This window comes from Deinococcus actinosclerus, assembly GCF_001507665.1.
In the GTDB taxonomy this organism is placed as follows: Bacteria; Deinococcota; Deinococci; order Deinococcales; family Deinococcaceae; genus Deinococcus; species Deinococcus actinosclerus.
In genome coordinates, this window is record NZ_CP013910.1 from 2,790,768 (window position 1) to 2,811,407 (window position 20,640).

Annotated in this window: 16 protein-coding genes; 9 read left to right on the top strand and 7 right to left on the bottom strand. The window is 71.3% G+C overall.

The annotated features are described in order from the left end of the window. Window positions 1–121: 121 nt before the first annotated feature. A complete protein-coding gene (locus AUC44_RS13685; RefSeq protein ID WP_062159220.1) occupies window positions 122–1,126 on the top strand; it encodes an alpha/beta hydrolase in 1,005 nt (334 codons plus the stop codon). A gap of 63 nt (window positions 1,127–1,189) precedes the next feature. On the opposite strand, the gene AUC44_RS13690 is transcribed toward AUC44_RS13685, so the two are convergent. The 3 genes from AUC44_RS13690 to AUC44_RS13700 form a co-directional block, all read right to left on the bottom strand. Further along, the gene (locus AUC44_RS13690; RefSeq protein ID WP_062159863.1) at window positions 1,190–2,188 is read right to left on the bottom strand and encodes a TerC family protein; all 999 of its coding nucleotides are present in this window, start codon (window positions 2,186–2,188) and stop codon (window positions 1,190–1,192) included. 314 nt (window positions 2,189–2,502) lie between these two features. Then, complete coding sequence (locus AUC44_RS13695; RefSeq protein ID WP_046843357.1) at window positions 2,503–3,171, bottom strand: response regulator transcription factor; 669 nt, start codon at window positions 3,169–3,171, stop codon at window positions 2,503–2,505. Between the two features lie 168 nt (window positions 3,172–3,339). After that, on the bottom strand, window positions 3,340–3,642 hold the full coding sequence (locus AUC44_RS13700) for a hypothetical protein (RefSeq protein ID WP_062159221.1): 303 nt from the start codon (window positions 3,640–3,642) through the stop codon (window positions 3,340–3,342). 87 nt (window positions 3,643–3,729) lie between these two features. Between AUC44_RS13700 and AUC44_RS13705 the strand changes: the two genes are divergently transcribed. The 4 genes from AUC44_RS13705 to AUC44_RS13720 all read left to right on the top strand — a co-directional run bounded on the left by AUC44_RS13705 (window position 3,730) and on the right by AUC44_RS13720 (window position 6,923). Beyond that, window positions 3,730–4,674: an alpha/beta fold hydrolase gene (locus AUC44_RS13705; RefSeq protein ID WP_062159222.1), complete on the top strand. Its 945-nt coding sequence runs from the start codon at window positions 3,730–3,732 to the stop codon at window positions 4,672–4,674. Between the two features lie 117 nt (window positions 4,675–4,791). Continuing rightward, window positions 4,792–5,829 carry a sugar phosphate nucleotidyltransferase gene (locus tag AUC44_RS13710; protein WP_062159223.1) on the top strand — a complete coding sequence of 346 codons (1,038 nt, stop codon included), beginning with the start codon at window positions 4,792–4,794 and terminating at the stop codon, window positions 5,827–5,829. Between the two features lie 83 nt (window positions 5,830–5,912). Then, entirely contained in the window at window positions 5,913–6,110 is a 198-nt protein-coding gene (locus AUC44_RS13715; protein ID WP_062159224.1) for a hypothetical protein, read from the top strand. Between the two features lie 84 nt (window positions 6,111–6,194). Continuing rightward, complete coding sequence (locus AUC44_RS13720; protein ID WP_062159225.1) at window positions 6,195–6,923, top strand: YebC/PmpR family DNA-binding transcriptional regulator; 729 nt, start codon at window positions 6,195–6,197, stop codon at window positions 6,921–6,923. A 67-nt stretch (window positions 6,924–6,990) separates the two neighbouring features. Here AUC44_RS13720 and AUC44_RS13725 read toward each other — a convergent pair whose 3' ends face one another. Next, window positions 6,991–8,499: an amidohydrolase gene (locus AUC44_RS13725; protein ID WP_062159226.1), complete on the bottom strand. Its 1,509-nt coding sequence runs from the start codon at window positions 8,497–8,499 to the stop codon at window positions 6,991–6,993. 88 nt (window positions 8,500–8,587) lie between these two features. On the opposite strand from AUC44_RS13725, the gene AUC44_RS13730 reads away from it, so the two are divergent. Further along, window positions 8,588–9,622, top strand: a complete 1,035-nt coding sequence (locus tag AUC44_RS13730) for an AfsR/SARP family transcriptional regulator (RefSeq protein ID WP_062159227.1) — start codon at window positions 8,588–8,590, stop codon at window positions 9,620–9,622. A 142-nt stretch (window positions 9,623–9,764) separates the two neighbouring features. Beyond that, the gene (gene alaS / locus AUC44_RS13735) at window positions 9,765–12,437 is read left to right on the top strand and encodes an alanine--tRNA ligase (RefSeq protein ID WP_082689075.1); all 2,673 of its coding nucleotides are present in this window, start codon (window positions 9,765–9,767) and stop codon (window positions 12,435–12,437) included. Between the two features lie 196 nt (window positions 12,438–12,633). Here alaS and AUC44_RS13740 read toward each other — a convergent pair whose 3' ends face one another. Next, a complete protein-coding gene (locus tag AUC44_RS13740) occupies window positions 12,634–17,580 on the bottom strand; it encodes a DUF5724 domain-containing protein (RefSeq protein WP_062159228.1) in 4,947 nt (1,648 codons plus the stop codon). 2 nt (window positions 17,581–17,582) lie between these two features. Further along, window positions 17,583–17,987 carry a hypothetical protein gene (locus AUC44_RS13745; RefSeq protein ID WP_231724453.1) on the bottom strand — a complete coding sequence of 135 codons (405 nt, stop codon included), beginning with the start codon at window positions 17,985–17,987 and terminating at the stop codon, window positions 17,583–17,585. A gap of 192 nt (window positions 17,988–18,179) precedes the next feature. Between AUC44_RS13745 and AUC44_RS13750 the strand changes: the two genes are divergently transcribed. After that, complete coding sequence (locus AUC44_RS13750; protein ID WP_082689076.1) at window positions 18,180–19,223, top strand: extracellular catalytic domain type 1 short-chain-length polyhydroxyalkanoate depolymerase; 1,044 nt, start codon at window positions 18,180–18,182, stop codon at window positions 19,221–19,223. Window positions 19,224–19,259: 36 nt separating this feature from the next. Then, window positions 19,260–20,141, top strand: a complete 882-nt coding sequence (locus AUC44_RS13755) for a carbohydrate kinase family protein (protein WP_062159229.1) — start codon at window positions 19,260–19,262, stop codon at window positions 20,139–20,141. Here the strand turns inward: AUC44_RS13755 and AUC44_RS13760 are convergent. Next, the gene (locus AUC44_RS13760; protein WP_062159230.1) at window positions 20,123–20,611 is read right to left on the bottom strand and encodes a MerR family transcriptional regulator; all 489 of its coding nucleotides are present in this window, start codon (window positions 20,609–20,611) and stop codon (window positions 20,123–20,125) included. The genes AUC44_RS13755 and AUC44_RS13760 overlap by 19 nt on opposite strands. Window positions 20,612–20,640 lie beyond the last annotated feature (29 nt).

The following is a 20,640-nucleotide window of genomic DNA, read 5'->3' on the forward strand; positions in this document are numbered from 1 at the left end:
CCGGGCACGTCGGCCCGCTTCCTTTGTTGTGCGAGTCAGGGGCGCCGCGTCACCTCCATCGCGTCCGAATCCACTGCTCACGACCCACTGCCCTCAACCCCCTCGCCGTACACTTGCGGGCATGGCTGTTTCGGTGGATGGGCAGTGGGTGACGTTCTCGCCTCCGGCGGGCGCCGTGGGGTTGATCGGGGACGTGACGGACTGGCGCAAGCGTGAGCCGATCCCGGTGATGGACGGCGCGCCGCTGCGCCTGAGGTTGCCGCGGGGGGCGTGGGTGGAGTACGCGTGGGTGGACGCGGCGGGTGAGGCGTTCGCGGACCCGGACAACGCGCAGCGGTCCCTGAATCCGTGGTGGCCGTACCCGCGCGCGGCGGTGGTGGGCGAGTACGCCCGGCACCCGCTGTGGCAGGCGCCGGACGCGACCCGGAAGGGCACGGCGCACCGCCTGACCTGGGAGGGGCAGGTGTTCCCGGGGACGCGGCGGGTGATCGTGTACACCCCGCACGGGTACGCGGGCGGGCCGCTGCCGGTGTACTACGTGCAGGACGGCGTGGCGTTCTACCGCACCGGGAAGCTGGGGGACGTGATGGACCGCGCCGTAGAGGCCGGGCTGGCGCCGGGCGCCGCGCTGGTGTTCGTGGAGCCGGGGGACCGGAACGAGGAGTACTACCTGAACCCCCGCTACCTGGAGTTCCTGACGACCGAGGTCATGCCACGCGTGGAGGGCGAACTGGTCACGGCGTCCGTGCGGGGGCTGTGGGGCGCGAGCCTGGGCGGATTGATCAGTCTGTTCCTGGGCGCGCGACACCCGGAGCTGTTCAGCCGCGTGGCCGCGCACAGCGGGGCGTTCATCGCGCGGCCCGGCGCGACCCGGGACGGCGTGATCGACACGACCACGGCCGGGGAGTGGCTGCTGGACGAAGTGCGCGCGAATCCGCCCACGCACCTCACGACCAGCCTGGATACCGGGACGCTGGAGTGGCTGACCGGCCCGAACCGCCGCATGGCGGGCCTGTTCGCGGACCTGGGCCTGGAGTACCAGTACCGCGAGTATCCCAGCGGGCACAACTGGGTGACGTGGCGCGAGGCGCTGCCCGAGGCGTTCCTGTACCTCCAGGGCGGGTGAGGGAAAACAGGAGCTGGAGGATGGATGCAGAGTCCATCCTCCAGCCCTGCTGTGCGGTCTGCGTCAGTCGGCGGCCTGGGCCGCGGTGCGGGTGCGCCACAGGCTGACGAGCACGCCGCCCGCGAGGATCGCCAGGGTCACGCCCAGGCTGACGGCCGGGTCGAGCTTGCCGTAGAACTGGCTGTAGAAGATCTTGCCGCCGATGAACACCAGCACCAGCGCCAGCGCGGGCTTCAGGGCGCTGAAGCGGTGAATCAGGGCGTCCAGCGCGAAGTACAGGGCGCGCAGGCCCAGGATGGCGAAGATATTGCTGGTGTACACGATGAACGGGTCCTGCGTGATCGCGAAGATCGCGGGGATGCTGTCCACCGCGAACACCAGATCCGCGAACTCGACCATCAGCAGGGCCAGCAGCAGCGGCGTGGCGTGTACCCGGACGCGGCCCTGCGCGTCGGGCTGGCGGGTCAGGAACTTCTGCCCGTCCAGGCGCGGGCTGATGGGCATGACGCGCCGCAGGGCCCGCACGACCGGGTGACGCTCTAGGTCGGGCGCCTGGTCGTGCCCGCCCTTCGTGAACAGCAGTTTCACCCCGGTCAGGAGCAGGAACGCGCCGAAGATCCACATGATCCAGTCGAACTGCGTGACGAGCGCCGCGCCCAGGCCGATCATGATGCCGCGCAGGACGATGACGCCCAGGATGCCCCAGAACAGCACGCGGTGCTGGAGGTGGCGGGGGATGGCCAGCGCGCCGAAGATGACGCTGATCACGAACACGTTGTCGAGCGCCAGGGCCTTCTCGACGGCGAAGCCGGTCAGGTACGCCATGCCGCTCTCGGCGCCGAGGGTGAACCAGATCCACCCTCCGAAGATCAGGGCCAGGGCGATGTAGAAGCCGCTCAGTTTCAGGCTGCTGGCCACGCTGATGGTCTGCTCCTCGCCCTGCGCGGCGGCGCGGCGGGCACGGCGGCGGGTCAGGACGCCCAAGTCGAAGGCCAGCAGCGCGGCCACGACGGTCAGGAACATCAGCCACATCCAGGCGGGCGTACCGAGCCAGGGGGTCATCAGGATCTCCACGGGGAACCTCCGGGGGCCACCCGTGCGGCGCGGCTCAATGCATGAAGACCGGCAGCGCGCACGTGGTGGCGACTGCCGGGTCTGGCCCTTTGCTGCTCCTGACCGGGTTCCCTTTGGGTTCCGGACTGACGATCAGGTGCTCCCTGTGCGGGCGGCGTACTCCCCCGGTATGACGATCAAGATGCCGCAGCCTCCCTCACAGGCTGATGAGGGCAGTGTCAGGGGACATTCATGATTCAGGCAAGACGGTGCCGGGCCCGCCTCCACGACTGGCGCAGAGACAGGCCCGGGACCTGAGAGGGTCAGGGCGTCTTCAGGGCGTACCCGATGCCGCGCACGGTGCGGATGATGCCGTACCCGTCGAGGTCGCGCAGCTTGGCGCGCATGTTCGCCATGTGCACGTCCACCACGTTGCTGTTGCTGGGCAGCTCGCCGTTCCAGACCTCACGCTCAATCTCCTGGCGGGAGTACACGCGGCCCGGCTGGCGTGCCAGGAAGGTCAGCAGGTCGAATTCCTTGGGGGACAGGCGCACCTCGTGCCCGTTGTAGTGGCACAGGCGTTTCTGCGGGTGGATCTCCAGCGGCCCGATGCTGATGACCTCGCCGTGCTGCTGGTGGCGCAGCTGCACCTTCACGCGCGCCACGAGTTCCTCCGGGTGGAAGGGCTTGGTCATGTAGTCGTCCGCGCCCGCCTCAAGCAGGTTGACCTTGCGGTCCACGGCGTCCATGGCGGTCAGGATGATGATCGGCACGCTGCTGGTCTTGCGCAGGCGGCGGGCGATCTCCGCGCCGTCGAAGTCCGGCAGGCCCAGGTCCAGGATCACCAGATCGGGGGTGTGCTCGCGGGCGGCGGTCAGGCCGGTCACGCCGTCGGGGGCGGCCAGCACGCGGTACCCGGCCTGTTCCAGTTCGTACTGCACCACGCGGGTGATGTCCGGGTTGTCCTCGATCAGCAGAATGCGTTGCTCCATGTGACTGTCTCGTCTCCTCAGCCCCGGTGGGCGGGGCGCTCGGGGCTCCCGGGGCGGGGGCCTTGCGCGGCGCGGGGGCCAAAGTGCGCCTCTGTACTTGCGGCCCATCGTAGGGTGCGCGGTGTCCAGTTGGGCAAATGCCGCTGTTTATGGTTCATTAACAGCCCGTCAGACTCCCGGAACGTGCACGGTGTCCACCTGAATCCCGAAGCGCAGAAGCACGGTCTTCAGGCGCTGCGTGGCCTGCGCGGCCCGCTCGCGGTCGGCGGGACGGAACACCAGCGTCAGGCGGGCGCTGTGACCGGGCCGCGGCTCCTGCGCCTGCACCTGCAGGGGCCGCGCGAAGGCCGGGTCGGTCCGCAGGTCGCGCAGGATCTGCGTAAAGGTGGGGCCGTCCACGCCCTCCAGGGTGAAGGCGATGCCCTGCACGCCAGGATCGCCCGGCGGCGAAGAGGAATCCGATTGGGTCATGCGCGCAGGGTCGTGCATGCTGCACGTGGCGCGCAACCGTGCGCTGCATCCGCCGCCCCCGCACGCGCGCCCCCTAGAATGGCGCGCATGACGGGCCTGAACGCAGACGATCACGACTTCACGGACTTCGAGGACGAGGGCGGCGTTCACTTCGAGCACCTGAACGGCGCCGACCTGCATTTCGAGGTGCAGGGCGACCCCACCTCCGAGCCGCCGGTCGTGTTCCTGCACGGCGGTCCCGGCTACAACAGCTACTCCTTCCAGGCGCTGTTCGGCGAGCGGATCGAGCGCCCGGTCGTGTACCTCGACCAGCGCGGCTCCGGGCGCAGCGGCGCGCTGGAGGACACCGAGCAGGGCGCTGACACCCTGGACCTCGACACCCTGGTGGGCGACGTGGAGGCCCTGCGGGACTTTCTGGGCGCCGAACAGATCGTCCCCATGGGCCACGGCTTCGGCGCGCTGGTCGCGCTGGAATACGCCCGCCGCTACCCGACCCGCACCGCGCGCGTGATCGCCGTGAACCCCTGGGTGCACTTCCCGGACCTGGCCCGCACGCTGCTGGAGGAAGCCAGCGCCCGGCGCGGCGTGGCCTTCACCGACCCCGCCGACGACCTGCGCGCCGCCACGCCCGACGGGGAGTACCCGGCAGTGGGCGGCGCGCGCATCGAGGCGGCGTTCGCGCTGCTGAACGCGCGCGACCTGCTCAACGCCCTGCAGTTCCGGGATCAGGCCAGCCGTATGCGCCTGGAATTCGCCGACGCCGAGGGGCAGCTGATCGGTGGGGGCGAGGTGCAGGAGGCGCTCGTGAACCAGGGCCTGTGGGAGTTCGAGTACCCGCAGTTCCTGACCGAACTGCGCCGCCCGGTGTTCGTGATCACCGGCGCGCACGACCGCACCAGCTACCCCGAGCAGGTGCAGTGGGTAGCGGACCTGGCCGACGCGGACGTGACGGTGCTGGACGCCGGGCACTACCCCTGGCTGGACGACGAGGACGCGTTCGCCGAGGCGTTCGAGGACGCCCTGACCCGCTGATGCCGGGTCGCGCCGTCCTCACCTCGTCCACCGTCCTCATGGGACGCCCCGTATACTCCCCGCACCTCCCATGACGCCCGCTCCCTGTCTTCCCTCCCTGCCCGCCGCGGGGCGCCCGTGAAAGGCCTGATCCTGGCCGCCGGACGCGGCAGCCGCCTGCTGCCGATCAGCGCCACGCGCCCCAAGCACGCCGTGCCGGTCGCGGGCGTGCCGATCATCGCGCGGGGCGTGCAGGCCCTGCGCGACGCAGGCGTGCAGGACATCGGGATCGTGACCAGCCCGTCGAGCGAGCAGGACCTGCGCGACGCCACGCAGCACAGCGGGCACCTGACCTTCATCCGCCAGTACGATCCGCTCGGCACCGGACACGCCGTCCTGACCGCCCGGCACTTCCTGGAGGGCAGCCCCACCCTGCTGTACCTGGGCGACAACCTCTTCGAGGATTCGCTGTCACCCATGATCGGCGCCCTGCGGTACGGGGACGCCGCGATCGGCGTGAAGGAGGTGCCCAACCCGCAGGCCTACGGGGTGGCGGTCGTGAAGGCGGGGCGCCTGCTGCGCCTCGTGGAGAAGCCGCGCACGCCCGAGAGCAACCTCGCCTCGTGCGGGGTGTTCAGCTTCAAGCCGGGCCTGATCGACCTGCTCGAAGACCTGCCGCACAGCACCCGCGGGGAGATCGAGTTCCCGCAGGCCCTCACGGCGCTGCTCGCGCAGGGCGGGCAGGTGCGCGCCGTGGAATTCCAGGGCTTCTGGAGCGACGCGGGCGCGCCGGACGACCTGCTGAGCGCGAACACCCACTACCTGCGAGGGCTGAGCCCGCGCGTGGAGGGCCGGGTGGAGCGCAGCGCCCTCCAGGGCCCGGTGGTGATCGAGGCGGGGGCACTGGTCGAGGACAGCGTCATCCAGGGCCCGGTGTGGATCGGCCCGCACGCCGTGGTGCGCGGCGCGACCCTGGGCCCCTTCGTGAGTGTCGGCGCGCACGCCCGCGTGGACAGCGCCCAGGTGAGCGGCGCCCTGATCGACGAGTTCGCGCGCGTCCTGCACCCCACCCGCCCCATCCACCGCAGCCTGATCGGCCGCCACGCCCTGGTGACCGCGCCCAGCGACACGGGCCTGCAGATGGTGATCGGCGACCGCAGCGTCATGCGGATGTGACCCCGGGCGCCGGGCCGCTGAGCGCACGGACCTTGAGCGTCCGCACACCCGGGGCCGCGCGGCCCGGGCGTACGCTGGACGGTATGACACAGCCTGACCGCACGGCCCACACGCCCGCCGGCTCCACGCCAGCCGCCGAGCCGGCGGGCGAGGTGCTCATCAGCGGCCTGGACACCGGCCCCCGGGTGACCGAGCGGGAGAACCTCTCCCCCACCGACGCCCAGGCCCGCTTCCGCCCGCAGGATCACCCGGCGCAGGAACCCACCGACGAAGACGGCTGACCGCGCCCCCCTGCGCTAGAATGATCCCTGCACGCGCCCCCGACTTACCGAGTGGGCGCAGTTTCACGCAAGGAGACTTTGAACATGGCCGGTCACAGCAAGTGGTCTCAGATCAAGCGCAAGAAGGGTGCCAACGACAGTAAACGCAGCGCGATGTACAGCAAACACATCCGCGCCATTCAGGCCGCCGTCCGCTCCGGCGGCACCGGCGACCCCGCCGGGAACCTCAGCCTGAAAAACGCCATCGCCGCCGCGAAGGCCGCCACGGTCCCCGTCGACAACATCGACAACGCCATCAAACGCGCCGTCGGCGCGGGCGAGGGCGCCGCCGACTACAAGGAACAGACCTACGAGGGCTACGGCCCCGGCGGCACCGCCATCTTCATCGAGACGCTGACCGACAACGTCAACCGCACCGTCGCCGACATCCGCGCCGTGTTCAACAAACGCGGCGGCAGCCTCGGCACCAGCGGCTCCGTCGCGTGGCAGTTCGAGAAGAAAGGCGTCCTGCTGCTGACCGACACCAGCGAACAGGCGCAGGAAACCGCCATCGAACACGGCGCCGAGGACATCCAGGAATCCGACGAGGGCCTGGAGATCAGCACCGGCCCGGCCGACCTGTACGCCGTGCAGGACGCCCTGACTGCCGCCGGCTTCGCCATCGAGAGCGCCCAGATCACCATGATCCCCAGTAACACCGTGGCTGTGGGCAGCGACGACGCGAAGAAACTCATGACCCTGATCGACGCCCTCGAAGACCTCGACGACGTGCAGAACGTCTACAGCAACGCCGACCTCCCCGACGAGGAATAAAGGTCGACAGTTGAAAGTTGATGGTTGATGGAGGACACACCCTCTATCAACCATCAACTTTCGACCATCAACCCTCCAGCACCAGGGCCTGGGCGTTGCCGCCGAGGCGGTCCCAGAGGGTGAAGGCGGCGCGGGCGCCGGGGCGGATGATGCCCTCGTCATCCCAGCCGGCGGCCAGGGCGGGGCCGCGCGTGTGGGCCCACAGGACGTCGTGTTCGGTCAGGGCCTCACCGGGCGCCAGGCGCTGTCCGCTGTCGTCCACGCGGGTGATCGCGGCGGCGAAGTTCGCGCGGTACTCGGGCGGGGCGACCGGGGCGTCGCTCCCGAACGCGAGGACCGCTCCGGCGTCCCGCAGGGACCGGAAGGCGTAACTGAGGCCCTCCAGATGCGGCATGAGGTCGCGGATCATGGGGCCGTCCGCCTGGAGGTGGATGGGTTGCACGCTGGCGGTCAGGCCCCGGAAGCGCGGGAGGTCCTCGGCGCGCAGGTGCTGGGCATGCTCGATCCGCAGTCGGATGCCGCGCGCCTCGGCGTGGGGGCGCAGGCGGTCGTAGGCGTTCAGGACCTCGGTGTTCGCGCGGTCCCCGATGGCGTGCGTGACCGGCGTCAGGCCCAGCTCGATCGCCTCGCGGCCCAGCGCCGCGATGAGGTCCGGCGGATCCAGCGGCATCCCCGTGCCGGAGCCGTCCGCGAAGCCGGGCGCGTGCAGCCACGCGGTGCGGCTGCCGAGCGCGCCGTCCGCGAAGAACTTCACCCCACCCCACTGGAACAGGCCGCCGGGCGTGCGGGCCAGCCCCAGCGCCTGCGCGTGCCCCAGCCGGTCGTGCGGCAGGCACGCCCACACCCGCAGCGGCAGTTCGCCCTGCTGCGCGAGGGTCTGGATGGCGCGGGGCGCCTCGGGCGACTCGAAGGCCATGGTGTGCGCACTCACGTACCCCCGCGCCGCCAGGTCGTCTGCGCCCGCCCGCGCCGCCGCGAGGTACTCCGCCCCGGTCGGTTCCGGAATCACGCGCGCCACGAGATCCGACGCGTGCTCCAGCAGGCAGCCCAGGGGCCGCACGATCCGCCCGCCCTCCGGGTCCGGCGTGCCCTCGTGAATCCCGGCCAGCCGCAGCGCGGCGCTGTTCGCCCAGCTCAGGTGCAGGTCCCGCGAGTACAGCAGCACCGGGTGGTGCGGGCTCACCTCGTCCAGCAGGGCCGCCGTCGGGTACCCGTTCAGCCCCAGCTCCGAGAGCAGGAACCCCCCACCGCGAATCCAGGTGCCGGGCGGCGTGTTCATCACCTGCTGCGCCACGCGCGCCTGCACCTCCGCCACACTCCGCGCGCCGTGCAGGCCCACCTGCGACAGCGAGAAGCCGTACGTCACGAGGTGAATGTGCGCCTCCGCCAGCCCCGGCGTGAGGAGCAGATCCCGGTGGTCCAGCACCCGCGCGCCCGGCGCGAGCGCCGCCACGTCCTCGCGCGAGCCTGCGGCCAGCACGCGCCCGCCCCCCACCAGCACCGCACCCGCCTCGGGCCGCGCGTCATCCAGCGTCACCACGCGCGCCAGCACCACTGTCAGTTCCTGAGTTCCCATGCCCGCCCAGCCTACGCCACCCACCCGGGCGGGGGACACAATCCGGAACCCACGCCCGGGGCGCACACGCGCCTGTTAGACTCTGCGCATGCCCCGCATCCTCGTGGTGGATGACGACGCCGCCATCCTCAAGCTTGTCAGCGTGATCCTGTCCCGCGCCGGACACGAGGTGCGCACCAGCACTCACCCCGTCGAAGCCCTCGACCTGCTGAAAGTCTTCACGCCCGACCTCGTCATCAGCGACGTCGTCATGCCCTACATGACCGGCCTGGAATTCCTGGAGAAGATCCGCGCCAACGACCAGCTCGCCGGCCTCCCCTTCATGCTGCTCTCCAGTCACGCCGAACGGGGCGACGTGCGGCGCGGCATGAACCTTGGCGCGGACGACTACCTGCCCAAACCCTTCACCCCGCAGGACCTCACCGGCGCCATCGACGCCCGGCTGCGCCGCGCCGGCCTGAGCCAGCAGAACGAGAACCAGATGCAGGCCAAGGGCCTCGGCACCGCGCAGGTCATCTGGAAAGGCAGCCCCGTCACCTGGGTCAGCCGCAAGGCGCTCGAACTGTTCTTCTACCTGCTGGAACACAAGGAAGTCACCAGCTGGGAAGCCGCCGAGGCCCTGTGGCCCGAAAAGGACGAGGCGCGCGCCAGCAGCCTCTTCCACACCACCCTGCACCGCCTGCGCCGCAGCCTGAGCAACGAATCGGTCGTCAGCACCAACCGCCGCTACGCCCTGGCCAGCGACCTGAACCCCGAATACGACGTGCAGCGCTTCGAACTGCTCGCCGCGCAGGCCGAACAGGGCAGCCTGGGCCTCGAGGAACTCCGCGAACTCGTCGCGCAGTACGGCCACTACCTCCCCGGCACCGACAGCCCCTGGGCCGACGACGTCCGCGCCCGCCTCGAACAGAAGCAGCTCACGCTCCTCGGCATCGCCGCCCGCGCCGCCACCGCCGCCGGACGCGACCGCGACGCCGCCCAGTTCCACCAGCGCGCGCTGGCCATCGACCCCATGAGCGAACACGACTGGCAGGGCCTCGCCAAGGCGCTCGACACCATCGGCGACCCCCGCGCCCGCCTCGCCGCCCAACGCGAGGCGTGGTGGGCCGTCGACCTCGACTGACACAGAAAAACAGCAGGCCCGGCACACCCGTGACCGGGCCTGTTTTTTCTCATTTGGCACGATAGGTAGGCCGGTCGGCGTGCGCCCGGGCCGGCTGTTTCGCGGTGTGCCCGGTCTGGGTGGGCGCGCTAGACTTTGCGTTATGACGGTTTCGCTGACGACGGCGCAGATTCGGGAGAAGTACCTGCAGTTCTTCGAGGGGAAGGGGCACCTGCGGTTGCCGAGCTACAGCACAGTCGCGCCGGATCCGACGACGCTGTTCACGGTGGCGGGCATGCAGCCGTTCAAGGATCAGTTCATGGGCGCCCCGGCGGTGTTCGACGGCGTGGCGAACAGGCGCGTGACGACGGCGCAGAAGTGCGTGCGCGTGGGTGACATCGAGAACGTGGGGCGCACGCGGCGGCACCTGTCGCTGTTCGAGATGATGGGCAACTTCAGCTTCGGGGATTACTTCAAGCGCGACGCGATTCACTGGGCGTGGGAGTTCCTGACCGGGGCCGAGTGGATGGGCATGGACGCCAGCAAGATGTACGTGACCATCTACAAGGACGACGAGGAGGCGTTCACGTACTGGACGCAGGAGATCGGCCTGGATGCCAGCCACATCCACCGCTTCGACGCGGATGAGAACTTCTGGCCGGCGAACGCGCCGCTGGAGGGACCGAACGGGCCGTGCGGGCCGTGCAGCGAGATCTATTACGACCGTGGCCCGAAGTACGGGGAGGACACCTGGGGGGATTACTTCCAGACGCGCGAGAGTGCGCGGTTCCTAGAGGTGTGGAACCTCGTGTTTCCGCAGTTTGACCGGCAGGAGCCGCTGGCGGACGGCACGCCGGTGCTGCGGGATCTGCCGTTCAAGAACATCGATACGGGCATGGGCCTGGAGCGCGTGGCGAGCGTGGTGCAGGACGTGCCGGACTTCTACAGCAACGACGTGTTCGCGCCGATCGTGGCGCGGGTCGCCGAGCTGAGCGGGAAGCCCTACGAGGGTGAGGTGAGCGTGTCGCACCGCGTGGTCGCGGAGCACCTGCGGTCGGTGAGCATGATCCTGGCGGACGGCACGCCGTTCAGCAACACGGGTCGCGGGTACACGCTGCGCAAGATCATGCGCCGCGCGATCCGGCACGGATACCTGCTGGGCTTCCGCGAGCCGACGCTGTTCCAGCTGGTGCCGCTGGTGGTCGAGGGCATGAGCAGTGCGTACCCCGAGCTGCGCGACAACCAGGCGAAGGTGGAGGCGTCCGTGAAGGCCGAGGAGGAACGCTTCCTGAAGACGCTGGAGGGCGGCATCCAGCGTCTGGGCGGGCTGCTGTCGGGCATGGAGCGCGGCGCGGTGCTGTCCGGGCAGGACGCGTTCGTGCTGTACGACACCTACGGCTTCCCGGTGGACCTGACGCTGGAGATCGCGGAGGAGTACGGCATCACGGTGGACGAGGCCGGGTACGCCGAGAGCCTGGAGAACGCGCAGGAGATCGCGCGGGCCGGGAGCAAGTACGGCAAGAGCGAACTGTTCGGCGGGAACCAGGAGGCGCTGGAGGGCCTCGCCCGCACGGAGTTCGTCGGGTACGACGAGCTGAGCGTGCAGGCGGACGTGGTGGCGCTGGTGGGCGCGGGCGAGCGCCTGAGTCACCTGAGTGCCGGGTCGGAGGCGACGGTGGTGCTGTCCCGCACGCCCTTCTACGCCGAGGGTGGCGGTGAGGTGGGCGACACGGGCCGCCTGGAGTGGGAGGGCGGCGCCGGGATCGTGCGCGACACCCGCAAGACCCCGCAGGGCGTGTTCCTGCATGACGTGCTGGTCGAGCAGGGCGAGCTGCGCGAGGGCGTCAGCGTGCGCGGCGTGGTGTCCGGCGAGCGGCGCGCCACCGAACGGCACCACACGGCGACGCACCTGCTGCACGCGGCGCTGCGGGCGGTGCTGGGGGACGGCGTGGCGCAGAAGGGGTCGCTGGTCGCCCCGGATCGTCTGCGCTTCGACTTCTCGCACGGGTCGGCTCTGACCGCGCAGGAGATCGCGGCGGTGGAACTGCTCGTGAGCCGCTGGGTGAGTGCGAACTTCCCCGTAACGTGGCAGGAGATGCCCATCGCGGACGCGAAGGCGGCAGGCGCGACCGCGCTATTCGGCGAGAAGTACGGCGAGACCGTACGCGTCGTGCGGGTGGGCGGCAGCGTGGAGTACGCCGGGCAGCCCGTGAGCAGCATGGAACTGTGCGGCGGGGCGCACGTGCGCCGCACCGGGGACATCGGCGCGTTCGTGATCCTGGGGGATGAGAACGTGGCGGCCGGGGTGCGCCGCATCGAGGCGCTCGCCGGGGACGCCGCGACCGCCTGGGTGCGCGAGCGGCTGAACGCCGCCGCGAAGGTTGCCAGCCTGCTGAACACCGGTGTGGACGGCCTGGAAGCCCGCGTGAGCGGCCTGCAAACCCAGCTGAAAGCGGCTGAGAAGGACGTCGCGGCCGTCAAGCGGCAGTTGGCCGAGGCGCAGATGGGCGGCACGGGCGGCGCGGCGCAGACGCGCGAGCTGGGCGGCTTCCGGGTCGCCGCGCTGAAACTCGCGGGCCTGGAAGGCAACGAGCTGCGCGGCGCGGCCGACAAGCTCCTCGACCAGAGCGGCGCGGACATGGTGGTCGTCGCGGGCGACAAGGGCCTCGTGGTGAAGGCCACGAAGGACGCCGTGACCCGCGGCGCGCACGCCGGTCAGCTGATCGGCAAGCTCGCCGCGGCGGGTGGCGGCAAGGGCGGCGGCCGCCCCGACATGGCGCAGGCGGGCGTGACCGACGCCGACGCCGCGCTGGGCGCGCTGGACACTGCGTTCTGAACTGACGGCAGAATTCAGAGGTATCGAAGGGCTTGCTCGATACCTCTGAATCGAGCAGAGCGAGGACCTGAACAGGACAGCGGTTGGAAGTGGAGTGGAGGGGCGTGCCCTTGGCCCCCCAATGGAACTGGAAACCGCTGTGAACAGCACAACAGCAGAGGCGGGAGCGTGATGCTCCCGCCTCTTCCCTGTCGGGTTACCTGAGCTGTTCGAGGATGGTGGGGTCCTGAATCTCGCGGTCCTGGGCGAGCAGAAGGGCCTTGCTGATCACTTCGGCGGTGCGGGGGTCGGGGTCGGCGAAGGGCAGGAAAATCCGGCCCTGATGCCCGTTGTGGACGGGGATGATGCACAGGTACCCGCCGGGCTGGCGGTGGACGGTGCCGCTGCCGAGGTGCAGGGTGTAGCGGGCGTGGTGGCCCTCAATGAGGGCGTGATCGTTCTGGATGCGGACGTTGCCCAGTTTCAGCAGGCGCAGGGTTTCGCGCAGCAGGGCGGCGCGCATCTCGGTGGTGCTCTGGGTGGCTTCGGGGTCGACGCCGCCGACGTGGGCGACGGAGACGATCAGGTCGAGGTCGCGCAGCGTCTCGCTCAGGAGGCGGGGAGGGACCTCGCTCAGGAGCATAGGTTCGGTGGCGTCGCGGCGGATGAAGTACGCGGCGTTGACCGGGGTCCCCTCGACCTCGTTGGGTGTGCCGTAACCGACGCTGGTGTCGAGCCAGACGTTGATGCCCTCGGCGTGCCAGGTCTTGCGGACGCCTTCCTCGGGGACGGTGATCCAGCCGCGCGTTTTCAGGAGGGCGGCGGCCTTGCCGGGCTGGACGTGCTGGTCGGCGTAACGGGTGACGCGCCGGGCGTCCCGCTCAGGCGCAGTGAGGGGGTAGTACTCGCGGAACACCTGCTTGAAGGGCTGCGTGAGCTGGCGGTCCATGACCTGCGCCTGGAAGGCGGGCCAGTGGCCGCTGCCAAACAGGTCGTGCGGGTGCGCGAGGCGCAGCGCGTGGTCGCCTATGGGGTGCGGCCCGCCGGGCGTGTCGAGGGTGTCGCCGGTCCACCAGCCGAGGTGCGTCTCGTTCAGCACCCACACGAGGCTGCGCAGCATGGGGGCGATGACGGGGTGCGCGGCGAGGTCCGTGAGTTCCTGCGGCTGGAGGTGGTCGCCGCGGATCATGGTCTCCTCCAGCGCGGCGCGCATGCGCTTTCTCGTGGCGCCCAGTTCCTTCGCGGCGGCCTGGATGGCCTGCACGTCCGGGCGTTTCTTCAGGGCGGGCGGCAGGGCCTTGAGGACCCGGTCGCCGCGCGTGACGGTCAGGCTGGCCTCGCCGTCCGGGCTGAGGTGAATGCCCACGCGGAGGTCACCCTCCGTCACGGTCTGCGTCCAGTCGGGGGCGGTGCGGGCCTCCATGGCCCACATCAGGCGCTGCGGGTCGGCGTACCCGGCGCTGCGGGCGAGGTTGAGCAGACCGATGTCCGCCGCGCGGCGTTCACTGGCCTGCCGCTGCGCGCCGAACTGCCGCGCGCCGATGCGGAAGTCGCTGATCAGGCGGTACCGGCCTTCCAGTTCCCGCGCGGCCTTCCCCTTCGCGCGGGCGAGGGGCAGCAGGCCCAGGGCGCGCACGGCGTCCTGATTGCGTTTCTCGGTGATGCGGGTGGTCAGGTCGTCTTCCTTCAGTTCGCCCAGGATGGCGCGGGCGTACGTCTCGGCGCGTTTGTGTCCGCCGCTGCTGCTGGCGTACTTGGCGGCGTCCAGCAGCGCGCTGAACCTCGCCCCGCCGAGTGCCTTGAAGGTCTGGCGGAACCACGCGACGTCCACGGCGCCCTCGGTCAGGTCGGCGGGGCTCAGGGGGGTACGCTCGCCGATCTCGGCCTCCCAGGCGTCACGGACCTCCTGCGGGACGCTCCAGTTGCTGTCGCGGGTGTGGGCGTGCAGCCAGTACACGCCGTCCTTCAGGCCGCGCCAGTCCAGCGCATCCGCGACCAGGGGCGCCCACTGCGGGGCGAACATGGCGAGGTCCAGCAGGCGCGCGTCCGGAATGCCCAGCGCGGCAGCCTGCGCGCGGAAGGTCTCGGGCGTGTCGGTGGGGAGGGGGAACGCCACGCGGATCAGGTGGCTGAAGGTCACGTCACGGCTCTCGTTGCGGCCCTGGTAGCCACGCTTGAGGGGATTCTTCCCCAGGCCCGCCAGCAGCCGCAGGGCCAGGGCCGCGCCGTGGATGCTGCGCAGCGCCAGGGCGGGTGCGGTGGCGGGCGTTTCCAGGTCACCGCGGGCCAGTTCGATCTCCAGCACACGGTCGCGGACGCGGTTCACGGCGGCCTCCCAGTCGGGGTGGGTGGGCCACTCGGGTTTCAGGGTGCGGCGGGTGTAGGTGCCCAGGTCGTCGAAATCGTGCCCGTAGTAGTGCCGGCCGCGTTCCGGGCGCGGGCCGATCAGCGTGTCCAGCAGGTCGTCGGTGGTGGCCCAGCCCTGCGCGTGGGCGTGCAGCAGCAGCGCGGTGTTCACGCGCTGGCGGGGCAGGTTCGGGTAGCCCGCGCCCCGGTGCAGGTGCAGCGCCCAGAAGCGCCGCTGCTGGTCCGGCGTCCAGGTGCGCCAGTCACCGCGCGGCGTGATCGGGTTCAGCAGGTCGCGGGGGTCCTCCTGCCACCAAGAGCGCAGCGGGTCGGTCTGCATCTGCACGTCCCGCGGCAGGTAGACAAGCGCGGTCTCCCAGGCGTCCAGGGCGAGGTCGGTGTCCAGGGGCGTGGCGTGCGCCCCGTACAGGGCGTCCACGATCACGCGCGCCAGGTCCGGGTGTTCCAGCCGCAGGGTGACCAGCGGTCCCAGCGTGCGGTGCAGGGTGCGGCGCAGCAGGTCCTGCCGCGTCTCGGCGGCGGTGCGGGCGGCCTGATGCTCGGCGAGGTCGTCCTCGTCGGCGTCCGCGAGTAGGTCTTCCAGGCCGTCCTGATCGAGGCCCAGCAGGTCCAGAACGGCGTCGTCCAGCGCGGCGGCGTCGGACGCGGCGGTCTGCGCGCCGTTGCCGTCCAGTTCGTCCTGAAGTTCCGTGTCGGTGGTCGCGGTGCGGTTCACGAAGTGGCTGAGCGCCCAGTGCAGCCGGGTCAGGTCACCGTCCTGCGCGTCCGGGCGGCCCTGCCACCAGCCGGTCCAGAGGTCCCACAGCGGCATGGGCTGTCCGTCCCTGCCCGGGCGGAGTTGCCAGGGGCGCACGTTGCCGAGCAGTTGCGTCTCCTGGCCGTCCCAGCCGGGGCCGGTCAGCGGGGTCTCGCGGTGGGCGACGAGCAGGGCGTCCAGGTCGCGCAGCAGGGCCGCGCCGCGCGTCACGTCCGCGGGGTAGTCGCGTTCGCGGGGCTGCGGGGCCTGCGGCCGGGTCAGGCGCGTGGGGTCGAACAGGCCCAGGCCATCGGCCAGGGTCAGCTGCGTGTCCGGTTCGGTCAGGCGGGCCAGCAGGGTCGCCTCGGTGACGTTCTTCGCGTTGAAATCGGCGGGCGGGGTGCCCCCGGTCTCGATCAGGAGCTGCAGGCCCGCCTGCCGCTGATCGGTGTTGGGGCCGCTCAGCAGGGCGGCGGCGCTGCGCTGCGCCTGCGCGGGGTCGCCCGCGAGCAGGCGGATCAGGCCGCGGCGCAGGTCGGCACTCTTGCGCCTGAGCAGGCCGTGCACCACCTCGACCTCGGTGGGGTCGGGGTTCAGCTGGCCGAGGGTCAGGACCTCCACAGCGGTCTGCGACACGCTGCTGTTGCGGTCCTGAAGCAGTTGCACGATCAGGGCGCGGACCTGCGGACTGACCGGCTCGTCCGGGGCGGTCACGGCACTCTTCAGGCGTCCAAGCAGGTAGGTCTTCCCGGAGCTGCTGAGGTGCTGGAGGTGCGGCTGCATGCGCGTCAGGGTTCGCCAGTCCAGCAGGGCGGGCAGGGCGTCGAGTGCGTCGGCGCGGGCGGGCACGTGGCCCAGCCAGGGGAACAGCAGCGGGTCGTGCCGGGCGCTGTCCGGGAGGCGCAGGGCGTACGCCTCGAACTGCTCGAAGGTGTACGGGAACGAGCCGATGCCCCAGCGGTTCACGGCATTGCCCGCCAGCGCGGCCACGCGCAGGTCGGCGTCGGTCAGCAGGGCGCGGCGGTCGTCGTCGGTCAGCAGCTCGGCGGCCGTCAGGAACTGCGCGGCGGCCATGCGGCGGGCCGGGTCAGTGTCCGTCAGGACCGTGCGGGCCAGTTCGGCGGCCTGCACGGCGTCTCGCATGCCCAGCGTGAACAGCGCGAGGTACGCGTCCACCCCCTCGCCGCCCTGCACGGCCTCCCGCGCGGCCTGCGGGTCGTCCAGGAAGGTCAGCGCGCGGGTGAGGTGCGCCCGGACGACCTTCAGGTCGGTCACGTCGTAGTTCAGGCCAAACCACACGCACGCGGCGCGCAGGGTGGCGGCGAAGCGCAGCAGGTCCTCCCCCAGGATCAGGCGCAGCGTGCGGGTGAAGGCGTCCACGCTGGCCTCGTCCACCGTTTCGAGGATCACCTGCCGCAGGCCCTCCTGCCGCTGCGCGGCGAGCAGCAGGCCCTCGGCGAGCGTCCAGGCGTCCCCTCTGGTGCTGCTCAGCAGGGCCAGCGGCACGTGGCGGCCCATGCGGGCGACCGGGTGCTGCGTGCCCGCCGTGTCGCGCAGGATCTGGTAGACCTCCTCGTCCCCGTCGCTGATCGCCTGCCCGAGCAGCAGGCCCAGACCCTGGGATTCCCAGGGGTTCAGCAGGCCCGCGTGCACCGCGAACCACGAGGCGGGCTGCGGGTAGTCGCGGGTGGTGTGCCACGCCTGCCACAGCCAGTGGGTGGCGTGCGCGGCGGCCAGCCGGTGTCCGGGGGCGCGGAAGGCGCGGCGGGCGTAGCCCAGCGGGTACGGGTGGCGGGTCAGCAGGGCATCCAGCGTGCGGGCGGCCAAGGCGGGAAACTGCGGGAAGAACGCGGCGGCCAGGGCGTCGCGTTCGGCCGGGGTGCTGGCGTGCAGGGCGTCCGTCAGTTCGTCCTGAAGGCGCTGGCGTTCCTGGTGGTCGCGGCCGCCCTTCACGTGCGCCCCGATCAGGGTGGGCCACGGCGCGGGCAGGGCTGCCACGCGCGCGTCGAAGCCGGGTGTCCAGGGCTGCTGGAAGGTCCGCAGGTGGTCCTGAATATCCATGGTCAGCCGCCTGCCAGGGCGGTGAGGCGCAGCAGCAGCAGGGTGCTGTCCGGACGCAGGGTGACGGGGGCCGAGAGGTCGGTCAGCTGCTCGTCGTTGAGGAACACGTAGTACAGCCCGTCGCGGAAGGCGGTCAGGGCGGTGCGGGTGGCCTCGTCCGGGGTGACGGTCGCGGCGCGGTCCTGCGGGCCGACGGCCACGCGGCCGGTCAGGGCGGCGTCCTCCAGTTCGCGTTCGGTCAGGACGCGCAGGACGCCCACGCCTGATTGCCGCTCGTGGTACGCGGCGAGTTCGTGTTCGACCAGCGCGGTCAGCAGCTGTTCGAGGGTGTGGGTGTCGCCGGTCAGGGGGATGGGGCGGCGTTCGAAGGGCGTGCGGCGGCCGAGGAGTTTCGTTTCGACGATCATGCGGGGGTGACCTCCCGTGGAGTGGGGCGGGGGTGGGAATGGTGCTTTGTTCACCTTCGACTCTACCCTGCCCGAGGCGTTATGTAAAGGGCGTAATTAATCGGGTGGCTTTCACCCACTGTTCTCCCGGCGTGACACCCCTCCCCTACCCTGAAGGCGTCCCACAACCCAGCCCCCCCGGAGGTCACCCCCATGCGCCCAGCCCGCACCCCCGCCCGCCACCTGACCGGCCTGCTGCTCCCGGCTCTGCTCGCCGCCTGCACGCAGCCCGCCGCGCCCACCCAGCCCACCACCCGAACCACCACACAGTCCCCCGCTGACCCCAACCTGCACGCGCAGGCGACCGGCAGCTGGGTCAGCGGCACGTACAGCAGCGCGTACGGCGCGCGCTTCTACCGCCTGTGGGTGCCCGCCGGGTACGCAGGCACGCCCCGCCCCCTGATGGTCATGCTGCACGGCTGCCTGCAGGACGGCTACGACTTCGCCGCCGGGACCCGCATGAACACCCTGGCCGACACGCGCGGCTTCCTCGTGCTGTACCCCGAACAGGGCACGCTGTACAACAGCGCCGACTGCTGGAACTGGTACCTGCCCGGCAACCAGTACCGCGGCGCGGGCGAACCCGCCGTCATCGCCGGGATGATCGGCTGGGTGAAGAGCACCTACGCCGTGGACAGCGCCCGCGTGGCCGTCGCGGGCCTGTCCGCCGGGGCCGCCATGGCGAACATCATGGGCTGCACCTACCCCGACCTGATCCGCGGCGTCGCCAGCGTGGCGGGCGTCATGTACCAGGGGGCCACCACCGCTGCGGGCGGCGTGAACGCCATGTCGTACGGCAGCGTCTACGACCCCAACGGGCGCGGCGCCACCTGCGCGGCCGAGATGGGAAAGAGCCGCCACGCCATGCCCACCCTGGTCTTCCAGGGCAGCGCCGACCCCACCGTGAACCCCGTGAACGCCACGCAGACCCTCACCCAGTGGGCGCAGGCGAACGACCTCGCCGACGGCACCGACAACAACGATCCGGACGACACGCCCGACGCCACCGTGAGCGGCACCGCCTGCCGCGCCTACACCCGCTTCGACTACCGCACGGCGGGCGGCACCACGCGGCTCCAGCGCTACTCGGTCACGGGGATGGGGCACGCGTGGCCCGGCGGGAGCAGCGCCGGGACGTACACCGACCCCTGCGCGCCCGACGCCAGCACCCTCATCCTGAACTTCTTCGGCTTCTGAACGACGTCAACCGGACCGTGTGCTGAACTGTGCCCCATGACCTCGCCCCTGCTGGTGTGCGGACACGCGAATGTCGAGACGGTGCTGCGTCTGGACGCTCCGGCGCTGGACCCGGCGGGGAGCGTGATCCCGGACGGGCTGAGCCTGAACGTGAGCGGCGTAGGAGTGAATCTGGTGCGGGGGCTGCGCGCACTGGGCAGCCCGGTGCGGCTGCTGACACTGCTGGGCGACGACGTGGCCGGACGCGCGGTACGCGCCGAGCTGCGCGGGTGCGACCTGCGGGTGGTGCCTGTGCGGGCCACCGCACAGACGCTGGCCGTGACCCGCGCGGACGGCACGCACGTCTTTCACTGGGATCCGAAGGCGCTACCGGACGCCCCGGCTCCGATCGAGGCCTTCCGGGCGGCGCTGCCCGGGTGCCGCGCGGCCCTGATGACGAACATCGGCTGGACACGCGACCTGCTGCCCCTGGCGCGCGCGGCGGGCGTGCCGGTCCTGACGGACGTGCAGGAGCTGCGCGCGCCGGATCACGCCTACGATCAGCCGTACCTGCGCGCCGCAGATGTGCTGCTGTTCAGCGCCGCGCGGCTGGATGATCCGGCGGCGGCCCTGCGGGCCGTGGGGGCGCGTGCCCGCGCGGACGTGATCGTGGCCGGGCTGGGCGCAGGCGGCGCGCTCCTCTGGACGCGCGAGACCGGCGAGGTGCGGCACCAGCCGGCCTTCCCTGCCCGGGTGCGGCACGCGGGTGGCGCGGGGGACGCGCTGGCGGCGGCCTTCGCGCACTTCCTGTTCACGCGTGGCCGGCCGCCACAGGAGGCGCTGCGGCTGGCGTGCGCCGCTGCCGCCCTGAAACTGCGCGGCGCGGGCAGCGGTGAGGGGCACGCGGCGGAGGCGGAAGTCTACGCGCGGCTGGCCTGATCCCCGTCCAGCAGGTCCCCGACGCGCACGCCGCCCAGGCGTTTTTCGACGTAGGCGAGGTCGCGCTGGAGGTCGCGGCGCAGCGCGCGGGCGTCTTTCAGTTCGCGTTCGGCGGCGGTGATGCGGGCGCTGAGAACGTCGAGTTGCCCGCTGAGGTCGCGGCGCAGGTCGGTCAGGGCGCCCTCCGTGAGGACCTGCCGGCCGTCCGGGTCGAGTTCGAGCGGCTGGCTGAACGTGGCCCCAATGGTGCCGAGGCTGAGGCCCAGAGCGCGCATGCGGCGGACGCGGTCCAGCCGCGCGACGTCCGCCTCGCTGTACAGGCGGTAGCGGCTGCCCGTACGCTGCGGGGTCACGAGGCCCAGTTCCTCGTAGTACTTCAGGGTGCGCAGGGTCAGGCCCAGGCGCGCGGCGACCTCGCCCACGCGGTGGCGGGGCGTGTCGTCCGGGGGGGTGGGGTCTGTATGGGTCACGGGTGCCTCCAGGGTAACGGCTGGGGCCG